Source organism: Pseudomonas sp. GM48 (assembly GCF_000282335.1).
Classification (GTDB): domain Bacteria; phylum Pseudomonadota; class Gammaproteobacteria; order Pseudomonadales; family Pseudomonadaceae; genus Aquipseudomonas.
The window spans coordinates 42,094-60,874 of sequence record NZ_AKJM01000134.1 but is presented as its reverse complement, the minus strand read 5'-3'; the positions used below and the strand labels follow the sequence as shown (position 1 = coordinate 60,874).

Here is an 18,781-nt window from a genome sequence, read left to right as displayed (position 1 = left end):
TAGTTGCGCATGAACCGTCATTTCTCCGCTAAAAAGCTGACATCACTGTGCCTGGCCGGCGCTCTTGCATTGGGCGCAAGCCTGGCCCGTGCAGATGCCACGCTGGACAAGATTGAGCAGCGCCATGCCATCAGTGTCGGCGTGATTCTCAGCGGCCCGCCGTTCGGCTCCATCGACCCGAAGACCGGTGAGCATTTGGGCTACAACGTTGAATTAGCCAAAGGCGTGGCCAAGGCGCTAGGCGTGGAGGTCAACACCGTCTCGGTACTGGCGCCGAACCGTGTGCAGTTTCTGCAGCAGGGCAAGGTCGACATCCTGATCGCCAACATGCAGTTCACTGAAGAGCGCAGTGAGATCCTCGATTTCGTGCCCACGCCTTATGAAGAGGTGGGCGGCGCGGCGCTGATTCGCAAAGGCTCGGGCATCATCCAGTGGGCCGACCTCAAGGGCAAGCCGGTGTGCGTGTCCCAGGGCAGCAACTTCATAAAGCCGTTGCAGGAAACCTACGGCGCACAGATCAAGGCATTCCGCAGTCAGTCCGAGTCGTTGTTGTCGCTGCGCGGCGATGGTTGCGTGGCGGCGGTGCATGTCAGTCCGACCATGCATGCGTTGTTAAGCGATGCCGAGTGGGCAGGTTATGAAATCCCGCTGCCAGGTGATTTGATCCCGTCCAACTCGGTGATCTGGTTGCGCAAAGGCGAGCACGATACCCTGGCGAAACTGGATGCCATCGTGCGTGACTGGCACCGCAGTGGCTGGCTGATCGAGCTCGGCGAACGCACGGGGATGGCGCCGTCCAAGGCCTTGCGTGACTTGCACGAGCAATATCGCAACACCGCGCCGCTGGCGGTGCAGCCATGAGTCGACCATTGTTTGTGGCCCTGCAACAACTGCTCGGCGCCAGCCACGTGCAGAGCAGTGAGGAGGCCGCACCTTACCTCACCGACAAGCAAGGGCGTTACGTGGGGCAGGTGTTTGCCGCCGTGCATCCGGCGAACGTCGAGGAAGTCGCGGCAGTGGTGCGTGCCTGTGTCGCCTGCGACACGCCGATAGTCGTGCAGGGTGGCAACACCGGCCTGATGGGCGGCGCAACGCCTGACGCCAGTGGGCGTGCCGTTTTGCTCTTGCTTGATCGCCTGAACCGCGTACGAGCGGTAGACACTGACAACGACACGCTGACCGTCGAAGCCGGCTGCATTCTGCAAAACGTTCAGGACGTCGCCCGTGAGGCTGGTCGTCTGTTTCCCCTGAGCCTGGGCGCCGAAGGCAGCTGCACCATTGGCGGCAATCTAGGTACCAACGCTGGTGGAACTGCCGTATTGCGCTACGGCAATACCCGCGAGCTGACACTGGGGCTGGAAGTGGTGACCGCCGAAGGCGAAATCTGGAACGGCCTACGCGGTTTGCGCAAGGACAACACCGGCTACGACTTGCGAGACCTGTACATCGGCAGCGAAGGCACCCTCGGGATTATTACCGCTGCGACCCTCAAATTGTTCCCTTTGCCCAAGGCGCAAGCCACCGCGTTGCTGGCCTTTGACTCGCTGTCGCAAGCGGTGCAATTGCTGTCCCATGCCCGTGCCGGTTTTGGCGCAAGCCTCACCGCATTTGAACTGCTCAGTGCCGATTGTCTGGCGCTGTTACGCGAGCAATTTCCCGAGGGGCCACAACCGTTTCTCGGCGAGAGCCAGCCCTGGTTCGCCCTGTTGGAACTATCGGACAACCACAGTGAAAATCACGCCCGCGAAGCCTTTGAAGCGGTGCTCGGCGAAGCGTTCGAACAGGGCTTGCTCGCCAATGCATTGATCGCCGAAAGCCTGGCGCAAAGCGAAGCGCTGTGGTTGCTGCGGGAAAACATGAGCGAGGCGCAGAAGCGTGCCGGCCGCAACATGAAACACGACATCTCTGTGCCGATTTCCCGGATCGTGGATTTTGTCGCGCACACGGATGCGCTGTTGCAGGCGCATTTCCCTGGTGTTCGTCATTACACCTTCGGCCATCTGGGCGATGGCAACCTGCATTACAACGTCGCACATCCCCAAGATTCGACGATCGAAGCGCACATGGCCCATTACACGGCGTTGAGCCAACTGGTACATGACAGCGCCCATGCCCACGGTGGTTCGATCAGTGCCGAGCACGGTATCGGCCAGCGCAAACCGGACATGCTCGGGCGCTACAAAAGTGCGGTGGAGCTCGATCTGATGCGCCGCATCAAGCAGGCCCTGGATCCGCTCAATCTGCTCAATCCGGGCAAAGTATTGCAGGAGGCTCGGTCATGACACTGCGTTTGTCCCAGCGCGTGCAGCGCGTCTCGCTGTCGGCCAACGCCGCCGCTAAGTCCCGTGCCACCGAGTTGCGCGAGGCCGGTCGCGACATTCTCGACCTGACCACCGGCGAACCGGATTTCGACACCCCGGAACACATCAAGCATGCCGCATATGCCGCCATCGCCGGCGGGGCCACCAGGTACACGCCGACGCCGGGTGTAAAAGCCTTGCGGGTTGCCGTGCAGCGCAAACTCCAGCGCGAAAACCACCTGGACTATTCGCTGCCTTCGATTGTGATTGCCAACGGTGCTAAACAGATCATCTTCAACGCATTTGCCGCGACCCTTGACGATGGCGATGAAGTGCTGGTGCCCACGCCGTATTGGCCATCGTTCCCGGACAGTGTTCGGTTCAACGGTGGTGAACCGGTGTTTATCGAATGCGGACTCGCCCAAGGTTGCAAGCTCACGGCAGAACAGCTTGAGCTACACATCGGCGAACGCACACGCTGGCTGATCCTCAACGGCCCCGGCAACCCCAGTGGAGCGGTGTATAGCGCAGTCGAGTTGCAAGCGATCGCCGAGGTGCTGCGCCGTCACCCACAGGTGCTGATTCTGCTGGATGAACTCTATGAACACATCCGCTTTGACGGACAGCCGGCGCAGAGCTTGCTCAATGTTGCGCCGGATTTGCAAGCGCGGTGCCTGTTGGTGGGCGGCGTGTCCAAAACGTATGCCATGACCGGCTGGCGCATCGGTTTCGGTGCCGGCCCACGAGTGCTGACCGACGCCATGGCCGTCGTGCAGTCGCAATCCACTTCCGGAGCGTCCTCGGTGGGCCAGGCCGCTGCGCTGGCAGCCTTCGATGGCGGACTGGAATTTTTGCCTGAGCAGGTCGCGGCCTATCAGCAGCGTCGGAATTTGCTGGTGAGTACCTTGCGCAACGTCGACGGTCTTGACGTGCTTGAGCCTCAGGGCGGTTTCTTCGTATTTGTCCGCTGCGCCGGTTTGCTGGGGCGATATCGTCCGGACGGCATCCGCCTTGATAGCGACGCCGATGTGGTGGCGTATTTGTTGGAGGAGGGCGTGGCCGGGGTAGCGGGCAGTGCTTATGGTCTGTCGCCGTGGTTTCGTCTGTCCATCGCCACCGCGACCGACAGCGTCGGCGAAGCCGGGCGTCGCATTGCCCGGGCCTGCACGCAATTGCGGGGAGAAGCATGAGTCATTGGCTGGAGCTTTTCGTCCACTGGGCCGCCGGAATCGGCCTGAACTACAACTTTCTGCTGGATGCTTATCAGCGCGGTTCCCTGGTGCAGGGCGCGTTGACTACGGTGTGGTTGTGCCTGTTTACCATCGTCGGCAGTTTGCTCGCGGGGATCGGCCTGGCGGCGATGCTGACGTCGGGCAATCCGTGGCTGGCAAAACCAGCGCGGGTATTCGTCGAAGTCACTCGCAACACGCCGACACTGGTGCAGCTGTATTGCGCGTTCCTCGTATTGAACATGTTACTCACTCAAGCCATTGGTGCGGCGAACCCACTGACACCATTTGCCTGGGTGGTGATCGTGATCTCGTTGCACAAGGGCGCTTTCCATGCCGAGGCCTTGCGCGCCGGCATAGAGGCCGTGCCGGCAGTGACGCTGGAGGCGGCCAGTTCGCTGGCATTCAGCAATCGCCAGTTGTTGTGGAGCGTGCAGTTGCCACTGGCCCTGCGCTTCGCTTTGCCGTCGCTGATCAACAACCTGATCGACCTGGTAAAGATGACTGCCGTCGCTTCGGCGATTGCCGTCGGCGACATCACCTACGCGTCGATCATGATCTGGACGCAGAGCGATAACGTTCTGGAACTAATGATCCTGATCCTGAGCTTTTTCGGTCTGCTGAGCTTTATCGTCAATTGTGTGGGGCGCTACCTTGAAGCGCACCTGAGGATGCCTGGCTATGGCCATTGAATCGTCCGTCACCGTACCGGTGGCCTGGCCGCGTCGGCATGTCGGCAAACTTCTGCTGTTGGTCTGCATCGTGCTCTGGTTGGTGTGGTTCGACCCGCAAAGTCCGGTGTTAAAGGCGTTGCTGCAATGGTCTCCGGCCCTGGCCGCAGGCTTTGGTCAGAATATTCTGATCAGTCTGGTAGCCATCGCCCTGGGTTCGTTGCTGGGGTTGTTGGTGGGTGCGCTGGCGCTGTCGCCGCTGCGTCTGCTGCGCTTGCCGGCACGGATTTGGGTGCAAATTTTCCGCAATGCACCATGGCTGGTACTGATCTATTTCACTACCTATGTATTCCCCTTCGAGATCCAAATCGGCAGCGCTTACTTGTCGTTTCCGGATTGGGTCAAGGTGACGATCGGCCTGGCCTTGCCGGCGAGTGCCAACGTTGCGGAGATCTTTCGTGGCGCCATTGCGTCGATCCCGAGTACGCAGTGGGAGGCGGCACGCTCGCTGGCTTTTACTCGGGGTCAGATCTTTAGCTCGATCATCCTGCCGCAGTGCTTCAAGCGCATGTTGCCACCATGGATGAACCTGTATGCGGTGATCACCATGGGCACCGCACTGGCCTCGCTGGTCGGTGTGCACGACGTAATCGATACCGCCCAGATCGCCAGCAACACCGTGAACATCACCGGTTTCACCGTGGTGATTTACCTGAGCCTGCTGGTGCTGTTCTTCGCTTACTGCTACCCGATTTCCCGTCTTACCCAACGCCTGGAGCGACGTTATGCATTCTATTGAAACCGTCGTCGAGCCGCTGGTGAGCCTGCGCGATCTGCACCTGTCGTTCGCCAGTAACCCGGTGCTCAACGGCATCGACCTCGACGTGCATCGGGGGCAGGCGGTGTCGATCATCGGCCCGTCGGGCTCTGGCAAGTCGACCATCCTGCGCTGCATCACCGGGCTGTTGCAGCCCCAGCGCGGCAGCATCCGTGTCGGCACGACCGAAGTTCACACATTGGCGCAGGAAGCCCAGCGCATCGAGTTGCGCAAGCGCGTGGGGTTTGTCTTTCAGCAGTACAACCTGTTTCCGCACCTGTCGGTATTGGAGAACCTGGTCATTGCACCGCGCAAGGTGCTGGGACGCAGCCGGGCCGAGGCCGAAAAAGAGGCGCGTGCCTTGTTGGCCAAAGTGCGTATGGAGCACAAGGCCGATGCCTATCCGGGACAGCTGTCCGGCGGTCAGCAACAGCGCGTGGCGATTGCCCGGGCGCTGGCGATGCGCCCGGAACTGATTCTGTTCGATGAAGTGACCTCGGCCCTTGACCCGGAAACCGTCGGCGAGGTGCTGACGGTAATCCGCGAGTTGACCGAAGAGGGCATGACTTGCGTGTTGGTCACCCACGAGATGCGTTTCGCCGAAGAGATCAGCGACATCGTCTACTTCACCGAAAACGGCGTGATCGTTGAGCACGGCAGCGCCGCACAGATTTTTCAACGCCCGGCCAGCGAGCGCACCCGGGAGTTCCTGCGCCATGCATTGGGTGATCCGGGGCGCCGTCCTGTTGTCGCCAACGACCCTTATCTGCTGACCAACCTGGGTCGCTACAGCCTGTCCGTCTAAAACCGAGGAACCTGTTCATGAGTACCGAAAACCGTGCCGTCGTTATCGAAGATTTCCTGAAGAAAATCCGCGTCATTAACCAAAACGGCGTTGACCGCGCCGCACTGGTGGAAATTGTTTCCCTGCTCGAAGCCTTGGCCGAACGCCGTGATCTATTCAATTTCGACGAGTTTCCCGCGCCGGTGCCGGGGCAGGGCAGTTCTGCCTTTCGTTACCGTCTGAATGACGACGGAGACACACCGACGCTGTACCTGAACTCACTGTTGCCGGGCAAAAGTACGATCCCGCACAACCACGAAACCTGGGCGATTATCAGTGCCGTCGAAGGCCAGGAGATCAACTACGTTTACCGCCGTGATGACGAAGGTCGCGAGCCTGGTTTCACCACCTTGCACCTTGAAAAGGAAGTGATCGTGCAACCAGGCAGATCAATCTCGTTCTTGGGTGAAGACCTGCACGGTATTCGCGTCGAAGGCAAGCACGCGACCTTGCATTTTCACCTCTACGGTCTGCCGCTGGAGTCTCTCAATGGGCGCTATGGCGTAGAGGCTGACGGGCGCATTCTCAACTACAACGCCTCGCAAATGGCACCGTCGATCAAGGCTTACGCATGATCGATCTTTAGTGCCTGGCGCGAACGCCTCAAGGCGCGTCCAGCCATTCAGCGTGCGTACGCGAAGGGCCGCGAACTGGCGGCCAGTGAGCGCTCTCTGGCGCTTCAATAATTTTCTTTCCAGCGGGACTCCTATGAGCCAGACCGTAACCCCAGGGCAATTGCAGCAGTGGCTGTTTGATGGGCAGGAAATTGCCCTGTTTGATGTGCGCGAGCATGGTCAGTATGGCGAAGCCCATCTGTTTTTCGGGATCAACCTGCCCTACAGCCGACTGGAACTGGAGGTGCTGCGTCTTGCACCGAATCCCCAAGTGCGGCTGGTGATCTATGACCAGAACGGCGGTGATGTCGCTTCGCGTTCTGCCCGGCGCCTGCATGCGTTGGGGTATGGCAACGTGCACGTTCTGGAGGGCGGTGCGGATGGTTGGCAGGCCGCCGGTTATCAACTGTTCGCCGGCGTGCATGTCCCGTCCAAGGCTTTTGGCGAGTTGGTGGAAGAGGCCAGTCATACACCGCATGTCACCGCGCAACAATTGGCCGAATGGCAAACCCGGGGCGAGCCTTTAGTGGTGCTCGATGGCCGACCGTTCGATGAATACCGCAAGATGACCATTCCAGGTTCTGTGTGCTGCCCGAACGGCGAGCTCGGGTATCGCATCCATGACCTAGTGCCGGACGAAAAAACACCGGTCGTGGTCAACTGCGCCGGGCGAACCCGTAGCATTATCGGTGCGCAGACGCTGATCAACCTGGGCTTGAAGAACCCGATCTACGCGTTGGAAAACGGAACCCAGGGCTGGTACCTGGAAGACTTTCAACTGGAGCATGGCAGCGGCCGTCGTTATGCCGATGCGGTGTCCGTTGCACCACTAGCGGCGCAACGTCTGGCGGCCGCGCAACTGGCGGAACGGGCCGGTGTGAAAACGGTAACGGCTGCAAAGGTCGAGCAGTGGGCCACAGACGCCGGGCGCAGTCTGTTTTTGTGCGACGTGCGCACCGCCGAAGAGTTTGCCGCCGGCAGTTTACCCGGCGCTCAACACACGCCAGGCGGTCAGTTAGTTCAATCGACTGATCTGTATATCGGCGTGCGTCAGGCGCGGCTGGTGCTGATCGACAGCGATGGCGTGCGGGCGCCGATTGTCGCGAGTTGGCTGCGCCAATTGGGGTATGAGGCGTATGTGCTGGAAGGTGGTGTGAGCAGTGGCCTGGCGTTACCCGCGGGTAAAGTTCTCGCTCATGAAAAGTTGTCAACGATCACTGCACGGGCACTCTCTGATGCGTTGAAAGATAACGCCGTCGCGCTGATCGACCTTCGTCCGAGCATAACCTATCGCAAGGGGCACATTCTCGGCGCGAGCTGGTCGATCCGCTCGTTGCTGGCGTCACACGTCGTGGATGAACAGCGACCGCTGGTGTTACTGGCCGATGATCCGCAACTGGCTGCGCTCGCCGCACAGGAATTACCTCACGCCCAGCGTGCGCAGGTGCAGTTGCTTGACGGTGGGCTCGAGGCCTGGCGTGCAGCGGGTTTCGCCGTTCAGGAAAGCCCGGACACGCCATCCAATGATCGATGCATCGATTTTCTGTTTTTTACCCATGACCGCCACTCCGGCAACAAAGACGCGGCGCGTCAATATCTGGCTTGGGAAATCGGTTTGCTGGCGCAGATGAGCGACGACGAAATCGCCAGTTTCAAGCCATTACAACCTCCCGCTCGTTCGGATTCGCAGGTGCGTACGCGCCTGGTGCATTCGGCGCGGGCTCAGGGTGTCGGCGGCCGCGCAGTCAATGTGCCGGTCACTCGCTTAAGCACCGTGCTGTTCGACAACCTGGCGCAAATGCGTGACGCCCGAGCTCGCCGTGATAGCGAGCGTGTGCTGAGTTATGGAGCACGCGGAAATCCAACGGCGTTTGCCCTCGAAGACCTGGTCACCGAGCTGGAGGGAGGTTATCGCACTCGCTTGTTCGGTACCGGGTTGGCAGCGGTCGCGCAGACGTTTCTCGCTTACCTGCGCCCCGGCGATCATGTGCTGATCACCGACGCGGTATACGCACCTGTGCGGCGTCTGGCACGGGAGTTTCTTCAGCCATTCGGTATTCAGGTCAATTATTTCGCCCCGGACGGCCGTGACCTGGAGGCTCAATTGCAAGCCAACACCAAAATGGTCTACACCGAAGTGCCAGGCTCTTTGTTGTATGAACTGTGCGACTTGCCGGCCATCGCTGCCTTGTGCAAACCGCGAGGGATTTTGCTGGCCGTCGATAATACTTGGGGCTCTGGTTACCTGTACCGACCGCTGACACTTGGTGCGGACATCTCGATCATGGCGCTGACCAAGTACCTGAGCGGCCACAGTGATGTGGTCATGGGCAGTGTCTGCACCTGTGAAGCAGCCTGGCAGCCCATGATGAATATGAGCGATGCCTTTGGCGCGACCGTCAGCCCCGACGACGCTTATCTGGTGTTGCGAGGCGCCCGAACATTGGCGCCACGCCTGGAGGTGCATGAGCGCCAGGCATTGGAAGTCGCGCTTTGGTTGCAAGCGCAACCGCAGGTGAAACGGGTGTTCCATCCGGCCTTAACCGATCATCCTGGCCACGCCTTGTGGCAGCGAGATTTCACCGGCAGCAACGGCTTGCTGTCCTTTGAATTGAGCGAGGCGGACGACGCGTATGTCGAGCGCTTTATTGATGCACTGCAGCTATTCGGGTTGGGGGCTTCTTGGGGTGGTTTTGAAAGTCTGATCACCTTGGCCGATACCCAAGACCGTAACAGTGCGGCTGATCGCACAATGAATCCTGTGTTGCGGTTGCATATCGGCCTGGAAGATGTCGCGGCGTTGATCGAAGATTTGCAGCGCGGATTTAAGGCTTTGCATGATCAATCTGCTGATCAGCCCGGGCAGTCAAAGGAGTTAAGTGAGGAGTCTGCTGTTCACCGATATCTAAATTGAGGTGGCCACTCCATAGGTTGTGCAGCGCCCAGCCACGGCTGGGCGCCATTTGACTCAGCCAGTGTGGTGACTCTCGGCAAGGCCATAGACGGATGTGTCGATGCCTTCGAAGCGCGCTTTTAACTGCAGCGCCAGATACAGCGAATAATGCCGTGACTGATGCAGGTTGCCACCGTGGAACCAGAGGTTTTCCTGCTGTGTTGGCTTCCACATGTTGCGCAGTTCGCCCTCGTAGGGGCCAGGATCATTCGTGGTTCCGGAACCCAAGCCCCAGCAGCGGCCGACCTTGTCAGCGACTTCCTGGGAAATCAGCTTCGCCGCCCAACCATTCATTGAGCCATAGCCCGTGGCGTAGACGATCAGATCTGCCGGTAGTCGGCAGCCATCGTTGAGTACGACGGCATCTGCTTCGATGCGTTCGACACCCAGGCCAGGCGCGCTCTTGAGCTTGATCGTGCCATTAGCGATCAGTTCGGAGGCGCCGACGTCGATGTAGTAACCAGAACCACGGCGTACATACTTCATGAACAGGCCAGACTCGTCGTCACCGAAATCGAGCATGAAGCCGGCCTTGGCCAGGCGCTCGTAGAAGTCCTTGTCACGCTCCTTGATCGCGTCAAAGATGGGTTGATGAAAGCTTGGCATCACCTTGTAGGGGATCGAGGCGAACAGCATGTCCGCCTTATCAGTGGTCAAACCCGACTCCAGGGCGTCTTCGGAGTAGAGCCCGCCGAAGACGAGATCCATTAGGCTATCGGAACGCACGATGTGGGTGCTCGAGCGTTGCACCATGGTCACCTCGGCGCCGTTCTCCACCAGGTCGGCGCAGATATCGTGAGCCGAATTGTTCGCACCGATGACCACCGCGCGCTTGCCGCGCCAGGCGTCTCCGCCGGGATGGCAGCTGGAATGATGCTGCTGGCCATTGAAAACCTCGGCACCCGGATAACCAGGAACATTGGGTACGCCAGACATGCCGGTGGCGAGGATCAACTGGGTAGGCTGTAAAGTCACACGCTCGCCATCGCGCTGCACTTCAACCTTCCAGGTGCCACTTTGCTCGTCAAAACTGGCGCTCACGCATTCTGTACGCGGCCAATAATTGAGCTCCATGACTTTGCTGTACATCTCCAGCCAGTCGCCAATCTGGTCTTTTGGGGTGAAAACTGGCCAGTGATCGGGGAAGGGCAGGTATGGCATATGGTCGTACCAGACAGGGTCGTGCAGGCACAGCGACTTGTAGCGACCGCGCCACTGATCGCCAGGACGCTCGGCTTTGTCGACGATCAGCGTTGGCACGCCCATTCGCTTGAGCCGCGCAGCAAGCCCCAGCCCACCCTGGCCGCCGCCCACGATCAGGCAGTAAGGTTGTGTGTTGATGCCCAGCGAAGCTTCTTCATCACGACGGCGCTCCAGCCAGTTGCGTTTGTCGGCGTGGGCGTGACCATGACTGGCACCCATCGGACGACGGCGGCCACTGGGTTCTTCAAAACCTTTGAGCTCACGCATGGCCGTCAGCAGCGTCCAGCACAGGCCCTCCTTTAGACGCACGTAGCCTTTACCTCGCGCCGCATCGGTCTCCAGGCTGATCCAACCTTCGAGCACACCGTTATTGAGCGTCGCCTCACCTTCCAGTTTCCATCGCCCAGGACGAGTCTGATCGAGGCGTGTTTCGAGCATGTCCCGGATGGCAGGCTTGCCTTCCAGGGTCACCAGGTTCCAGCTGAAAAGTAGCAGGTCACGCCAGTGACACTCTTCGGCAAACAATTCCAGCGCGCCGTCCAATTCACGTTGGGCGAGACGCTCGCCGAGGTTCTCGACCCAGGCCGCGAGTTGAGCAGTTGGTGTTTGCAGAGGTGTTTCGATAGCGATGTTCATGGAGCCTCTCCCGATCTTGTTGTTTTAGTAACAACTTGCCCTGGAGCAAGCTCCGGGCCATCTTCATGAAAGCCCCGTTGCAGAGCGGCTGCCGCAGTAGTGCTCAGGCTTTGACTCGGATCTATGTCACGATTTCGGGAATGGCGGATGACAGTGTGTCACTCGGTGCGAAAAGCGCTCGTTGCGATCTTTTCATATAAGCTTCGAACAGCCCCGTGTCCTGACCGTAACGGAGAACAAGAACAATGAAGCCGGCCTTGATCAACGCCCATGCCCAACAAGTGCTCCAAGCCGTGCAGGGCACTCCAGCCAGCCATGGCCTCACGACTGACCTGGCTATCACACGGTCTTGGCGCCGTTGCCTGGATCAGCATCAGCTCGATCCCGCCAGCCGCCGCGCGCCTAATGTCGTTGAGCATCCACGCTTACAGGATCACCGCGCGCCACTGGAACACATCATCTCCGTGGCGCACTGGCAGATGAGCAGTTTGCACCAACAACTCGGGCGTGACGGCCATGTGGTGCTACTCACCGATGCTCGTGGCGTGGCGATTGACAGTGTTTTCAACGAATCCGAGGGCGCCGAGTTCCAGCGCTCCGGACTATGGCTCGGTTCGGTATGGAGCGAAGACTGCGAGGGTACCAACGGGGTCGGCACCTGCTTGGTCGAGCGACAGCACGTCACCATCCGTCGTGATGAACATTTCCGGGGTAAGCACGTCGGCTTGACGTGTTCAGCCAGCCCGATATTTGATGCCAGCGGCGAGTTGCTTGCCGTGCTCAACCTCTCATCGGTGCGGGAGGAACAAAGTCTTCAGCAACAGTTCAAGGCCATGGCGTTAACCAACCTGTCAGCCAAGTTGATCGAGAGCAGTTTTTTCTTGGGGCATGATCCGCAGCGATACTTGCTGCGCTTCCACCCTGAGGCAGGCTTCGTCGGGCTGCTGGGTGAAGGTCTGCTCAGTTTCGATGAGAGTGCCCGTATCAGTTCAGTCAATGACGCTGCGCTGGATCTGCTGGGCCTCAGCCGTGAGCAGGTGGTTGGGCAATCTCTGACGATGCTGATGGAAACACCTATCGATCAGGTGATGAGTCAGGCCAGCTCTCAGCCGAGTGTCTGTTGGCCAATGCGGCTGGTGGATGGACGCCTGCTCTACGGACAGGTGCGAGAACCCTTACGCCAGGTGCCTTCAGTCACTCCTGCAATCCCCAAAATCAACGACGTGCATGTGTGCCTGGAAGACCCGCGCCTGCAACGCGGTTTTGCTCGCGCATTGCGTGTTTTGGAGCGTGACGTTCCGGTGTTCTTACAGGGCGAAACCGGTACCGGCAAAGAAGCTTTTGCTGCGGCGCTGCATCGTGCCAGCTCCAGAGCGAGCCAGCCGTTTGTGGCGATCAATTGCGCGGCCATTCCAGAAACGCTGATCGAGAGCGAGCTGTTCGGCTATCGCGGCGGCAGCTTCACTGGCGCACGCAAGGACGGGATGATCGGTAAGCTGGAGCAGGCCCATGGCGGCATTCTATTTCTCGATGAGATCGCCGATATGCCACTGGCGTTACAGACTCGCCTGTTGCGTGTGCTGGAGGAGCGTCAAGTGGTGCCGCTAGGCGGCGCGACGGCACGTCCGCTCGACGTACGCCTTATCAGTGCCAGCCACCAGGATCTGCATGCCTGTGTGGCCGAAGGGCGTTTTCGCGAAGATCTGTTTTATCGCATTGCCGGGTTCGCCGTGCAGCTCCCGCCGTTGCGCGAGCGTTCAGACAAGGGCCGTTTGCTCGACCTATTGCTGCGCGAGGAAGCAGCAGGGGCCAGGGTTCGGCTGGAGGCGGGCGTCAGAGAGCGCCTGCTGACGCAGCCTTGGCCAGGCAATGTGCGGCAGCTGCGTACGTGTCTGCGCACACTGGTTGCGTTGGCGTTGGAGGGGCGTGTCACCCTGGACGACTTGGCGGAGTTGTTGCCGGCAGCGCCAGCGACAGCCGCGCTGGCCGAAAATCCGCTGGGCGTATCCGAACGGCAGACGCTGCTGACGTTGATTGAGGCGGAACACTGGCATATCGCCCATGTTGCCGCCCGCCTGGGAATCAGCCGAAATACGCTCTATCGCAAACTGCGTCATCACGGCATTTCACGACCCGGCTGAGTGCAGAATGACATCGTCGCTTTTCCTGCCGCTGTGGGCTTGGACTGAGGCGATAGAGGTCGAGCAGGAGAGGGCGCTAATGCTAGAAGCAACCATGTGTCGCTACTTCGGGCCAACTGGGCCCGGCTACGCTTTAGGTGTTCCTGATGGAGGTACAGTTGAGTGCCCCTGGCGCTTAAGCGCAGCACGCATTGAGCCATCACTCAATGCTCATGGGCATGTGAATGGATGGTCAGGGCACCCGGTACCTTGGTGCGTTCGAGCCCCCCACGTTCCAGCCACCGGAGAGTCTGCTCATAGGCGCGCTGCAGCAAAGACTCGGTCTGGTCAAAGTTGAACACCGAGACATCCACAGGGCACAAGGGCGGGACGATGTGCAGGCTGGTGAGAGTGCGGAAGTGTTCGATGTCACTCACCAACTGGCGCATGCTCATCAGGTTGACGGTGTGCAGGGCTAAGGCGACCAGGCCTCGGGGTGGCTGTGTCAGGGCGCAACTCACCCCGGTGGGGATTACCACGACGTTGGTGGCTCCCAAGGCTACGGCAGTCGAGATAGGTGTATTGCTTGCCACGCCGCCGTCAACCAGGAACTGATCGGCGATTTGTACGCAGGGGAACACCAGCGGGATGGCAGCGCTGGCCAGTAACGCCTGCTCGAGTTCGCCACTGGACAGAACCGTCTCGACACCGCTGAGCAGGTCGGTGGTGACGATGTACAGAGGCAGCGCCGCATCCTCAATGCGATGAATGGGCAGTGCCTGACCCAGCAAACGGTTCAAGGCCGCCGGCTGCAACAGAAAGCCACGCCGTTTGATCAGTCCCCTACAGGTATCAAGCCAGGACAGGGGAAAAATGTCCGTTTTACGCAGGCCACGCCAGAAACCGGCGAGTGCCTCAACGCCTTCGACATCGGGCCTTGCGGCGAAATAGGCGCCGTTGATGGCACCCACTGAAGCGCCAACCACCATATCGCATCGAACATTGGCCTCGACCAGGGCCCGCAACATGCCCACCTGCACCGCACCCAAACTGCCGCCGCCAGCGAATACGATTGCGGTTTTGGTCGCCATGGTCGAAGTCTCGGTGCGGCAATGCGTCGAATCAGTGTAGCTGACGGGGCAGCATTCCTTACGGGTGCTAACTACATGATCGAGACGCCGCAAGCCGGAAAGGCCCGGCTTGACAGTAGCGCTTTAGCTTCATCTCGGATCGGCGCTACAAGCGTAATCGCCCCCTCATGGGCGCCACTCTAACTAGCGTCAAATCAACCGGCGCCGGTGGCTCAAAACCAGTTCGTGCAGCTGAAACACTGACGAAACATTCCGGCCATATGATTCGCGTCACTGAAACCTGGGAGGGTTGGAGATGAATCGGCCATCAAGAAGTATGCGCAAACTGCTCGACGCCGTTGCCAGCAACAATGAGGCAGCGGCGCTTGAGGTGATGCGTGCTGCCGAGCAGCTTCAAGATGAGGTATTGCGCCAACGATTGCTCAACCTCATTCATCGACTCAACCAAGACGCCAATGATTTACGAATGGCGAGGGACGATATTCAGGGCGGAGCCATCAAGCTCGCGTGACCCGCGTCCACCACTTAAGGGTGTGCTATCACCACATTAACTAATTCTTATAGTGATGCCCTGACCACCAATGGACAATTAACTGGCTGGGTTCCCGATACCTCAATGGTCTCGATCAGGTGCTGGGCAGCCTTACGACCGATCTCGTAGTACGGCAGTTGCACCGTCGTCAACGGCGGGATGAACAGCTCAGCGATACCGATCATATTGTCGTAGCCGAGCACGGCGACATCGTCGGGGATTTTCAGACCTCGGCCCAACAACAGCTGATAGGCACAAAACGCAATGCGGTCGTTGCCACAGATCAGAATGTCGAACTGGGGACGACCATCAATGATATGCCGGTCGAGGATACCTGCGGTTTCACCATAGGCATCATGATCGGAAAGGTTGTATTGCAGGAGCGCGTCAGGCGCCAGTCCGAATGCCTGACAGGCACGCTGCAGGCCTTTTTGCCGCAGGCCCCAGGCCAGACTCTGTTTTGGCAGATTGATGCACAGAGGGCGCCGATAGCCCTGGCTCAAGGCATGATGTACCGCTCGATACTGCCCCGTTTCGTCGTCTGGCACATAACTCACCAAGCGACTGTCATCTGCCAGGCAATTAGCGAGTACCAGGGGTTTGCTCTTCAAGCGCTCGGGAATGTTCACGTGGCGAAACCCCATGGCGCTGAAGATCAACCCGTCGGGACGGTGCGACAACATCAGGTCAATGTTCTGGTCGGTGGGCGGGTTGCTCAACAGGTTGAGGATAAAGACATTCCAGCCGGCTTGCTGCGCGGTCTGTTCGATGGACAGCAGCAACTCGACCGCGAACGGTGTGGTCGCGGTGTCCAGCGCGAACACTCCGATGGTTCGCGACTGGAGGTTGTCGCCGCGCATCTTGCGCGCCGACAGGCTCGGTACGAACTGCAGTTCATCAATGGCGCGACGCACCCGCTGAAGGGTTTCGGGGCTCAGTTTTTCCGGATTATTGAGCGCTCGAGAAACCGTCATCAGGGACACGCCGGCCAGCTGTGCAACGTCTTTCACTGAAGTCATGCGAGGTGAGACCGGTCAGGTTGACGCAGAATCATGACACATGACCTGCGCTTCTCGCGACTCGTATGACGCTGCTCATAGCCATCCGCCGCTCACAGCCATCCAGAGCCGAGAGGCCATGCCCTGGGAATGGCGACACGCCCGCCACTCCCGCTCGCAATGAGCTTCACGCCCAGACTGCCAGGCTGGGGGTAGAGGCGACTGCTGAGGCTGAAGCGCCCGTTTTCGTCGAACACCTCGATGGACGAGCGATCGAGGAACACTCGCAGTTCCAGTCGCTCTTGTGTCGGGTCTATCGCCACGCTGCGTTGACCGGTGACTTGTGCACCCGAACGGTTGCGGTCAAGCACCAGACGCTGCAGTGATGCATCGTAGTAGAGCAGGGTTTCCTCATGACCATCATCGCTGCAGCGCAACGCGATTCCCAGGTGGCCGTCGGTGCAGCCGAGCAAATCCAGATGCACATGGATTTCGAGCCTGTCGCCATTCACTTCCCGCACCCATCGGGCTCCCGAACCATCCCACCAGGACGTGCCCGGCAATGGCGCCTTGCGCAGTGCGGTGAGCTCCCGTGCCGGATACACGCAAAGACGATCTGCATGCAGTTCAAGTTCGCGTGGCAATCCGAGCATGCCGCACCAGTGATGGGCCTGGCTCGGCATCGGGCTTTCCCACATGTCGAGCCACGCCCACACAAGGCGCCGACCGTCGGCGGCCAGTAGCGTTTGCGCGGCATAGAAATCGTGGCCGTTATCCAGCTCGATAAAAGGCCCGCCGGTGAAGTGCCATTCGCTGTCGAGTCGGCCCACTCGATAACCAGTCTGGTACTTGTTGAGCCGTTCGTAACCTTGGGATGGCATTCCTTGGGGGGAGTACAACAGCACATCGCATCCGTTCAGTCGAAACAGATCCGGGCACTCCCACATATAGCCATCGCCCTCGCTGCCGCTGGACACATAATCGAGGAACTCCCAGGCGTGCAGATCCGTGGAACGGTATAGCGGCAGTAGCGGTTTATCACCCAGACGCGCGCCGGCAATCAGGTACCAATAGTCATCCTCCTGCCATACCTTGGGGTCACGAAAGTGCATGATCGTGTCTTGCGGCGCGTTCTCGATGACGGCGCCATGCTTGACGAACCGAATGCCGTCAGTGCTGGTGGCCAGGCACTGGACTTGACGGATCAAGCGTTCATCACCCACTTCCCCCAGCCAGGTGTGTCCGGTGTAGATCAGTGCCAAGGTATCTCCACACACCACCGCGCTACCGGAAAAACAACCGTCACGATCGAAGTCATCGCCGGGTGCTAGCGCAATGGGTAGGTGCTGCCAATGAACCAGATCGGCACTCTTGGCGTGCCCCCAATACATCGGGCCCCATTTCGCTTCGAAGGGGTAATGTTGATAGAACACGTGATATTCGCCACGAAAGTACACTACCCCGTTAGGATCGTTCATCCAGCCTGCCGGGGGGGCAATATGATAACCAGGTCGATAATCGTGGATGACGCGAGTCAGACCATCACTCAGCGCATGCTGCGCAAGGTCAAGGGCGGAAGACATTGGGTCGTTCATAGGATTCAAATACACAGTCATAGGGCACCTGCTCGTGCCGAACGCAGAGAGACGCCATCCGGAAGGGTTTCAATGGCTTTTGGGTGGCGCCTCAAGACCGTGCCCTCGGCGTCGAACAGGTGCAGATTGTCGAACTCCAGTTGCAGCTCGACCCGATCGCCCACCCGCCATCCGGCGTTGACCTCACAGCGACAGATCAGTGGCTCGTCCTGACCTGTATCGAGGTGCACATAGGTTTCACTGCCCAGGTATTCGACCCCGGTCACGACGACGCCGGCAGTTCCCTGCGCCGCTTTGAGAGACACGTGTTCCGGGCGAATCCCCAGGCTCAGTGGGGCGTCCGCCGCCAGGTTCGAGCTGTCGAAGGGCAGGGAGGTCATACCCAGAACGGGAGTATCGACCAGGCTGGTTTCACCCGGGGCATGCAGGCGTGCCGCCAGAAAGTTCATTCTGGGCGAACCGAGAAAACCGGCGACAAAGCGGCTCGCCGGGCGCTCATAGAGTTCGCGCGGTGAGCCAACCTGCTCTACGCGACCGCCATTGAGCACGACAATTTTGTCGGCCAGGGTCATCGCTTCCACTTGATCGTGAGTGACGTAGATCATGGTCGAGCCCAGTCGATCATGCAGCCGGGCGATTTCGTTGCGCATCTGCACCCGCAAGGATGCATCCAGATTGGAGAGCGGCTCATCGAACAGCAAAATGTCCGGCTCACGCGCCATGGCTCTGCCCATTGCCACACGCTGACGCTGCCCTCCAGACAGTTCCTTTGGTTTGCGTTGCAGCAGTTTGTCCAACTGAAGGATTTGCGCCGTTTTCAGCACGCGCTCACGCAGGCTGGTCTTTTCCGTCTTGGCCAGTTTGAGACCAAAGCTGATGTTGTCGTAGACGCTCATGTGCGGGTACAGCGCATAAGACTGAAACACCATGCCGACGCCACGCTCGCGCGGCTCCAGGTCGTTGACCCGACGCCCGTCGATCAACAGGTCGCCGCCGCAGATCGAGTCCAGTCCGGCGATCAGTCGCAGCAGAGTCGACTTGCCGCAGCCCGAAGGGCCAACGAACACCACGAACTCACCCGCAGCGATCTGCAGGCTGACGTCGCGAAGAATCCGCGCGCCGCCCAATTGTTTGTTCACGTTGTCCAGTTTCAATTTGATCACGATGCTGTTCCTTGT

15 protein-coding genes and 1 pseudogene are annotated in these 18,781 nt (G+C 59.5%); 11 read left to right on the top strand and 5 right to left on the bottom strand.

From position 1 onward, the window contains the following. Nucleotides 1-9: 9 nt before the first annotated feature. The 9 genes and pseudogenes from PMI28_RS04350 (at nucleotide 10) to metC (ending at nucleotide 9,389) form a co-directional block, all read left to right on the top strand. Nucleotides 10-861: a transporter substrate-binding domain-containing protein gene (locus PMI28_RS04350; RefSeq protein WP_007991123.1), complete on the top strand. Its 852-nt coding sequence runs from the start codon at nucleotides 10-12 to the stop codon at nucleotides 859-861. Further along, nucleotides 858-2,282, top strand: coding sequence for an FAD-binding oxidoreductase (locus tag PMI28_RS04355; RefSeq protein ID WP_007991119.1), 1,425 nt, complete (start codon nucleotides 858-860; stop codon nucleotides 2,280-2,282). Before PMI28_RS04350 ends, PMI28_RS04355 begins: the two co-directional genes overlap by 4 nt. Further along, nucleotides 2,279-3,490: an aminotransferase class I/II-fold pyridoxal phosphate-dependent enzyme gene (locus tag PMI28_RS04360; protein ID WP_007991118.1), complete on the top strand. Its 1,212-nt coding sequence runs from the start codon at nucleotides 2,279-2,281 to the stop codon at nucleotides 3,488-3,490. The genes PMI28_RS04355 and PMI28_RS04360 overlap by 4 nt, the downstream gene beginning before the upstream one ends. Continuing rightward, complete coding sequence (locus tag PMI28_RS04365; protein WP_007991116.1) at nucleotides 3,487-4,221, top strand: amino acid ABC transporter permease; 735 nt, start codon at nucleotides 3,487-3,489, stop codon at nucleotides 4,219-4,221. The genes PMI28_RS04360 and PMI28_RS04365 overlap by 4 nt, the downstream gene beginning before the upstream one ends. Continuing rightward, nucleotides 4,211-4,999 (top strand): amino acid ABC transporter permease, encoded by a 789-nt coding sequence (locus PMI28_RS04370; RefSeq protein ID WP_007991115.1) that lies wholly within the window; start codon nucleotides 4,211-4,213, stop codon nucleotides 4,997-4,999. The genes PMI28_RS04365 and PMI28_RS04370 overlap by 11 nt, the downstream gene beginning before the upstream one ends. Further along, nucleotides 4,986-5,822: an amino acid ABC transporter ATP-binding protein gene (locus tag PMI28_RS04375; RefSeq protein WP_007991114.1), complete on the top strand. Its 837-nt coding sequence runs from the start codon at nucleotides 4,986-4,988 to the stop codon at nucleotides 5,820-5,822. Before PMI28_RS04370 ends, PMI28_RS04375 begins: the two co-directional genes overlap by 14 nt. Before the next feature lie 17 nt (nucleotides 5,823-5,839). Then, nucleotides 5,840-6,436, top strand: coding sequence for a hypothetical protein (locus tag PMI28_RS04380; RefSeq protein ID WP_007991113.1), 597 nt, complete (start codon nucleotides 5,840-5,842; stop codon nucleotides 6,434-6,436). Nucleotides 6,437-6,448: 12 nt separating this feature from the next. Further along, nucleotides 6,449-6,547: pseudogene (locus tag PMI28_RS31475) on the top strand (thiol:disulfide oxidoreductase); the annotation flags it as partial. 22 nt (nucleotides 6,548-6,569) lie between these two features. Further along, on the top strand, nucleotides 6,570-9,389 hold the full coding sequence (gene metC / locus PMI28_RS04385; RefSeq protein ID WP_007991112.1) for a cystathionine beta-lyase: 2,820 nt from the start codon (nucleotides 6,570-6,572) through the stop codon (nucleotides 9,387-9,389). A gap of 54 nt (nucleotides 9,390-9,443) precedes the next feature. Here the strand turns inward: metC and PMI28_RS04390 are convergent, their stop codons facing one another. Then, nucleotides 9,444-11,267, bottom strand: a complete 1,824-nt coding sequence (locus PMI28_RS04390; protein WP_007991111.1) for an NAD(P)/FAD-dependent oxidoreductase — start codon at nucleotides 11,265-11,267, stop codon at nucleotides 9,444-9,446. Nucleotides 11,268-11,512: 245 nt separating this feature from the next. On the opposite strand from PMI28_RS04390, the gene PMI28_RS04395 reads away from it, so the two are divergent. Continuing rightward, nucleotides 11,513-13,408: a sigma-54-dependent Fis family transcriptional regulator gene (locus tag PMI28_RS04395; RefSeq protein WP_007991110.1), complete on the top strand. Its 1,896-nt coding sequence runs from the start codon at nucleotides 11,513-11,515 to the stop codon at nucleotides 13,406-13,408. A gap of 203 nt (nucleotides 13,409-13,611) precedes the next feature. Here PMI28_RS04395 and PMI28_RS04400 read toward each other — a convergent pair whose 3' ends face one another. Next, nucleotides 13,612-14,478, bottom strand: a complete 867-nt coding sequence (locus PMI28_RS04400) for a patatin-like phospholipase family protein (RefSeq protein ID WP_007991109.1) — start codon at nucleotides 14,476-14,478, stop codon at nucleotides 13,612-13,614. Between the two features lie 295 nt (nucleotides 14,479-14,773). On the opposite strand from PMI28_RS04400, the gene PMI28_RS04405 reads away from it, so the two are divergent. After that, the gene (locus PMI28_RS04405; protein ID WP_007991108.1) at nucleotides 14,774-14,989 is read left to right on the top strand and encodes a hypothetical protein; all 216 of its coding nucleotides are present in this window, start codon (nucleotides 14,774-14,776) and stop codon (nucleotides 14,987-14,989) included. 47 nt (nucleotides 14,990-15,036) lie between these two features. On the opposite strand, the gene PMI28_RS04410 is transcribed toward PMI28_RS04405, so the two are convergent. From PMI28_RS04410 to PMI28_RS04420, 3 genes are all read right to left on the bottom strand, one after another. Further along, nucleotides 15,037-16,029 carry a LacI family DNA-binding transcriptional regulator gene (locus tag PMI28_RS04410; protein ID WP_007991107.1) on the bottom strand — a complete coding sequence of 331 codons (993 nt, stop codon included), beginning with the start codon at nucleotides 16,027-16,029 and terminating at the stop codon, nucleotides 15,037-15,039. A 92-nt stretch (nucleotides 16,030-16,121) separates the two neighbouring features. Then, a complete protein-coding gene (locus PMI28_RS04415) occupies nucleotides 16,122-17,624 on the bottom strand; it encodes a glycoside hydrolase family 32 protein (protein ID WP_007991106.1) in 1,503 nt (500 codons plus the stop codon). Beyond that, nucleotides 17,621-18,766, bottom strand: coding sequence for an ABC transporter ATP-binding protein (locus tag PMI28_RS04420; RefSeq protein ID WP_007991105.1), 1,146 nt, complete (start codon nucleotides 18,764-18,766; stop codon nucleotides 17,621-17,623). Before PMI28_RS04420 ends, PMI28_RS04415 begins: the two co-directional genes overlap by 4 nt. Nucleotides 18,767-18,781: the final 15 nt, after the last annotated feature.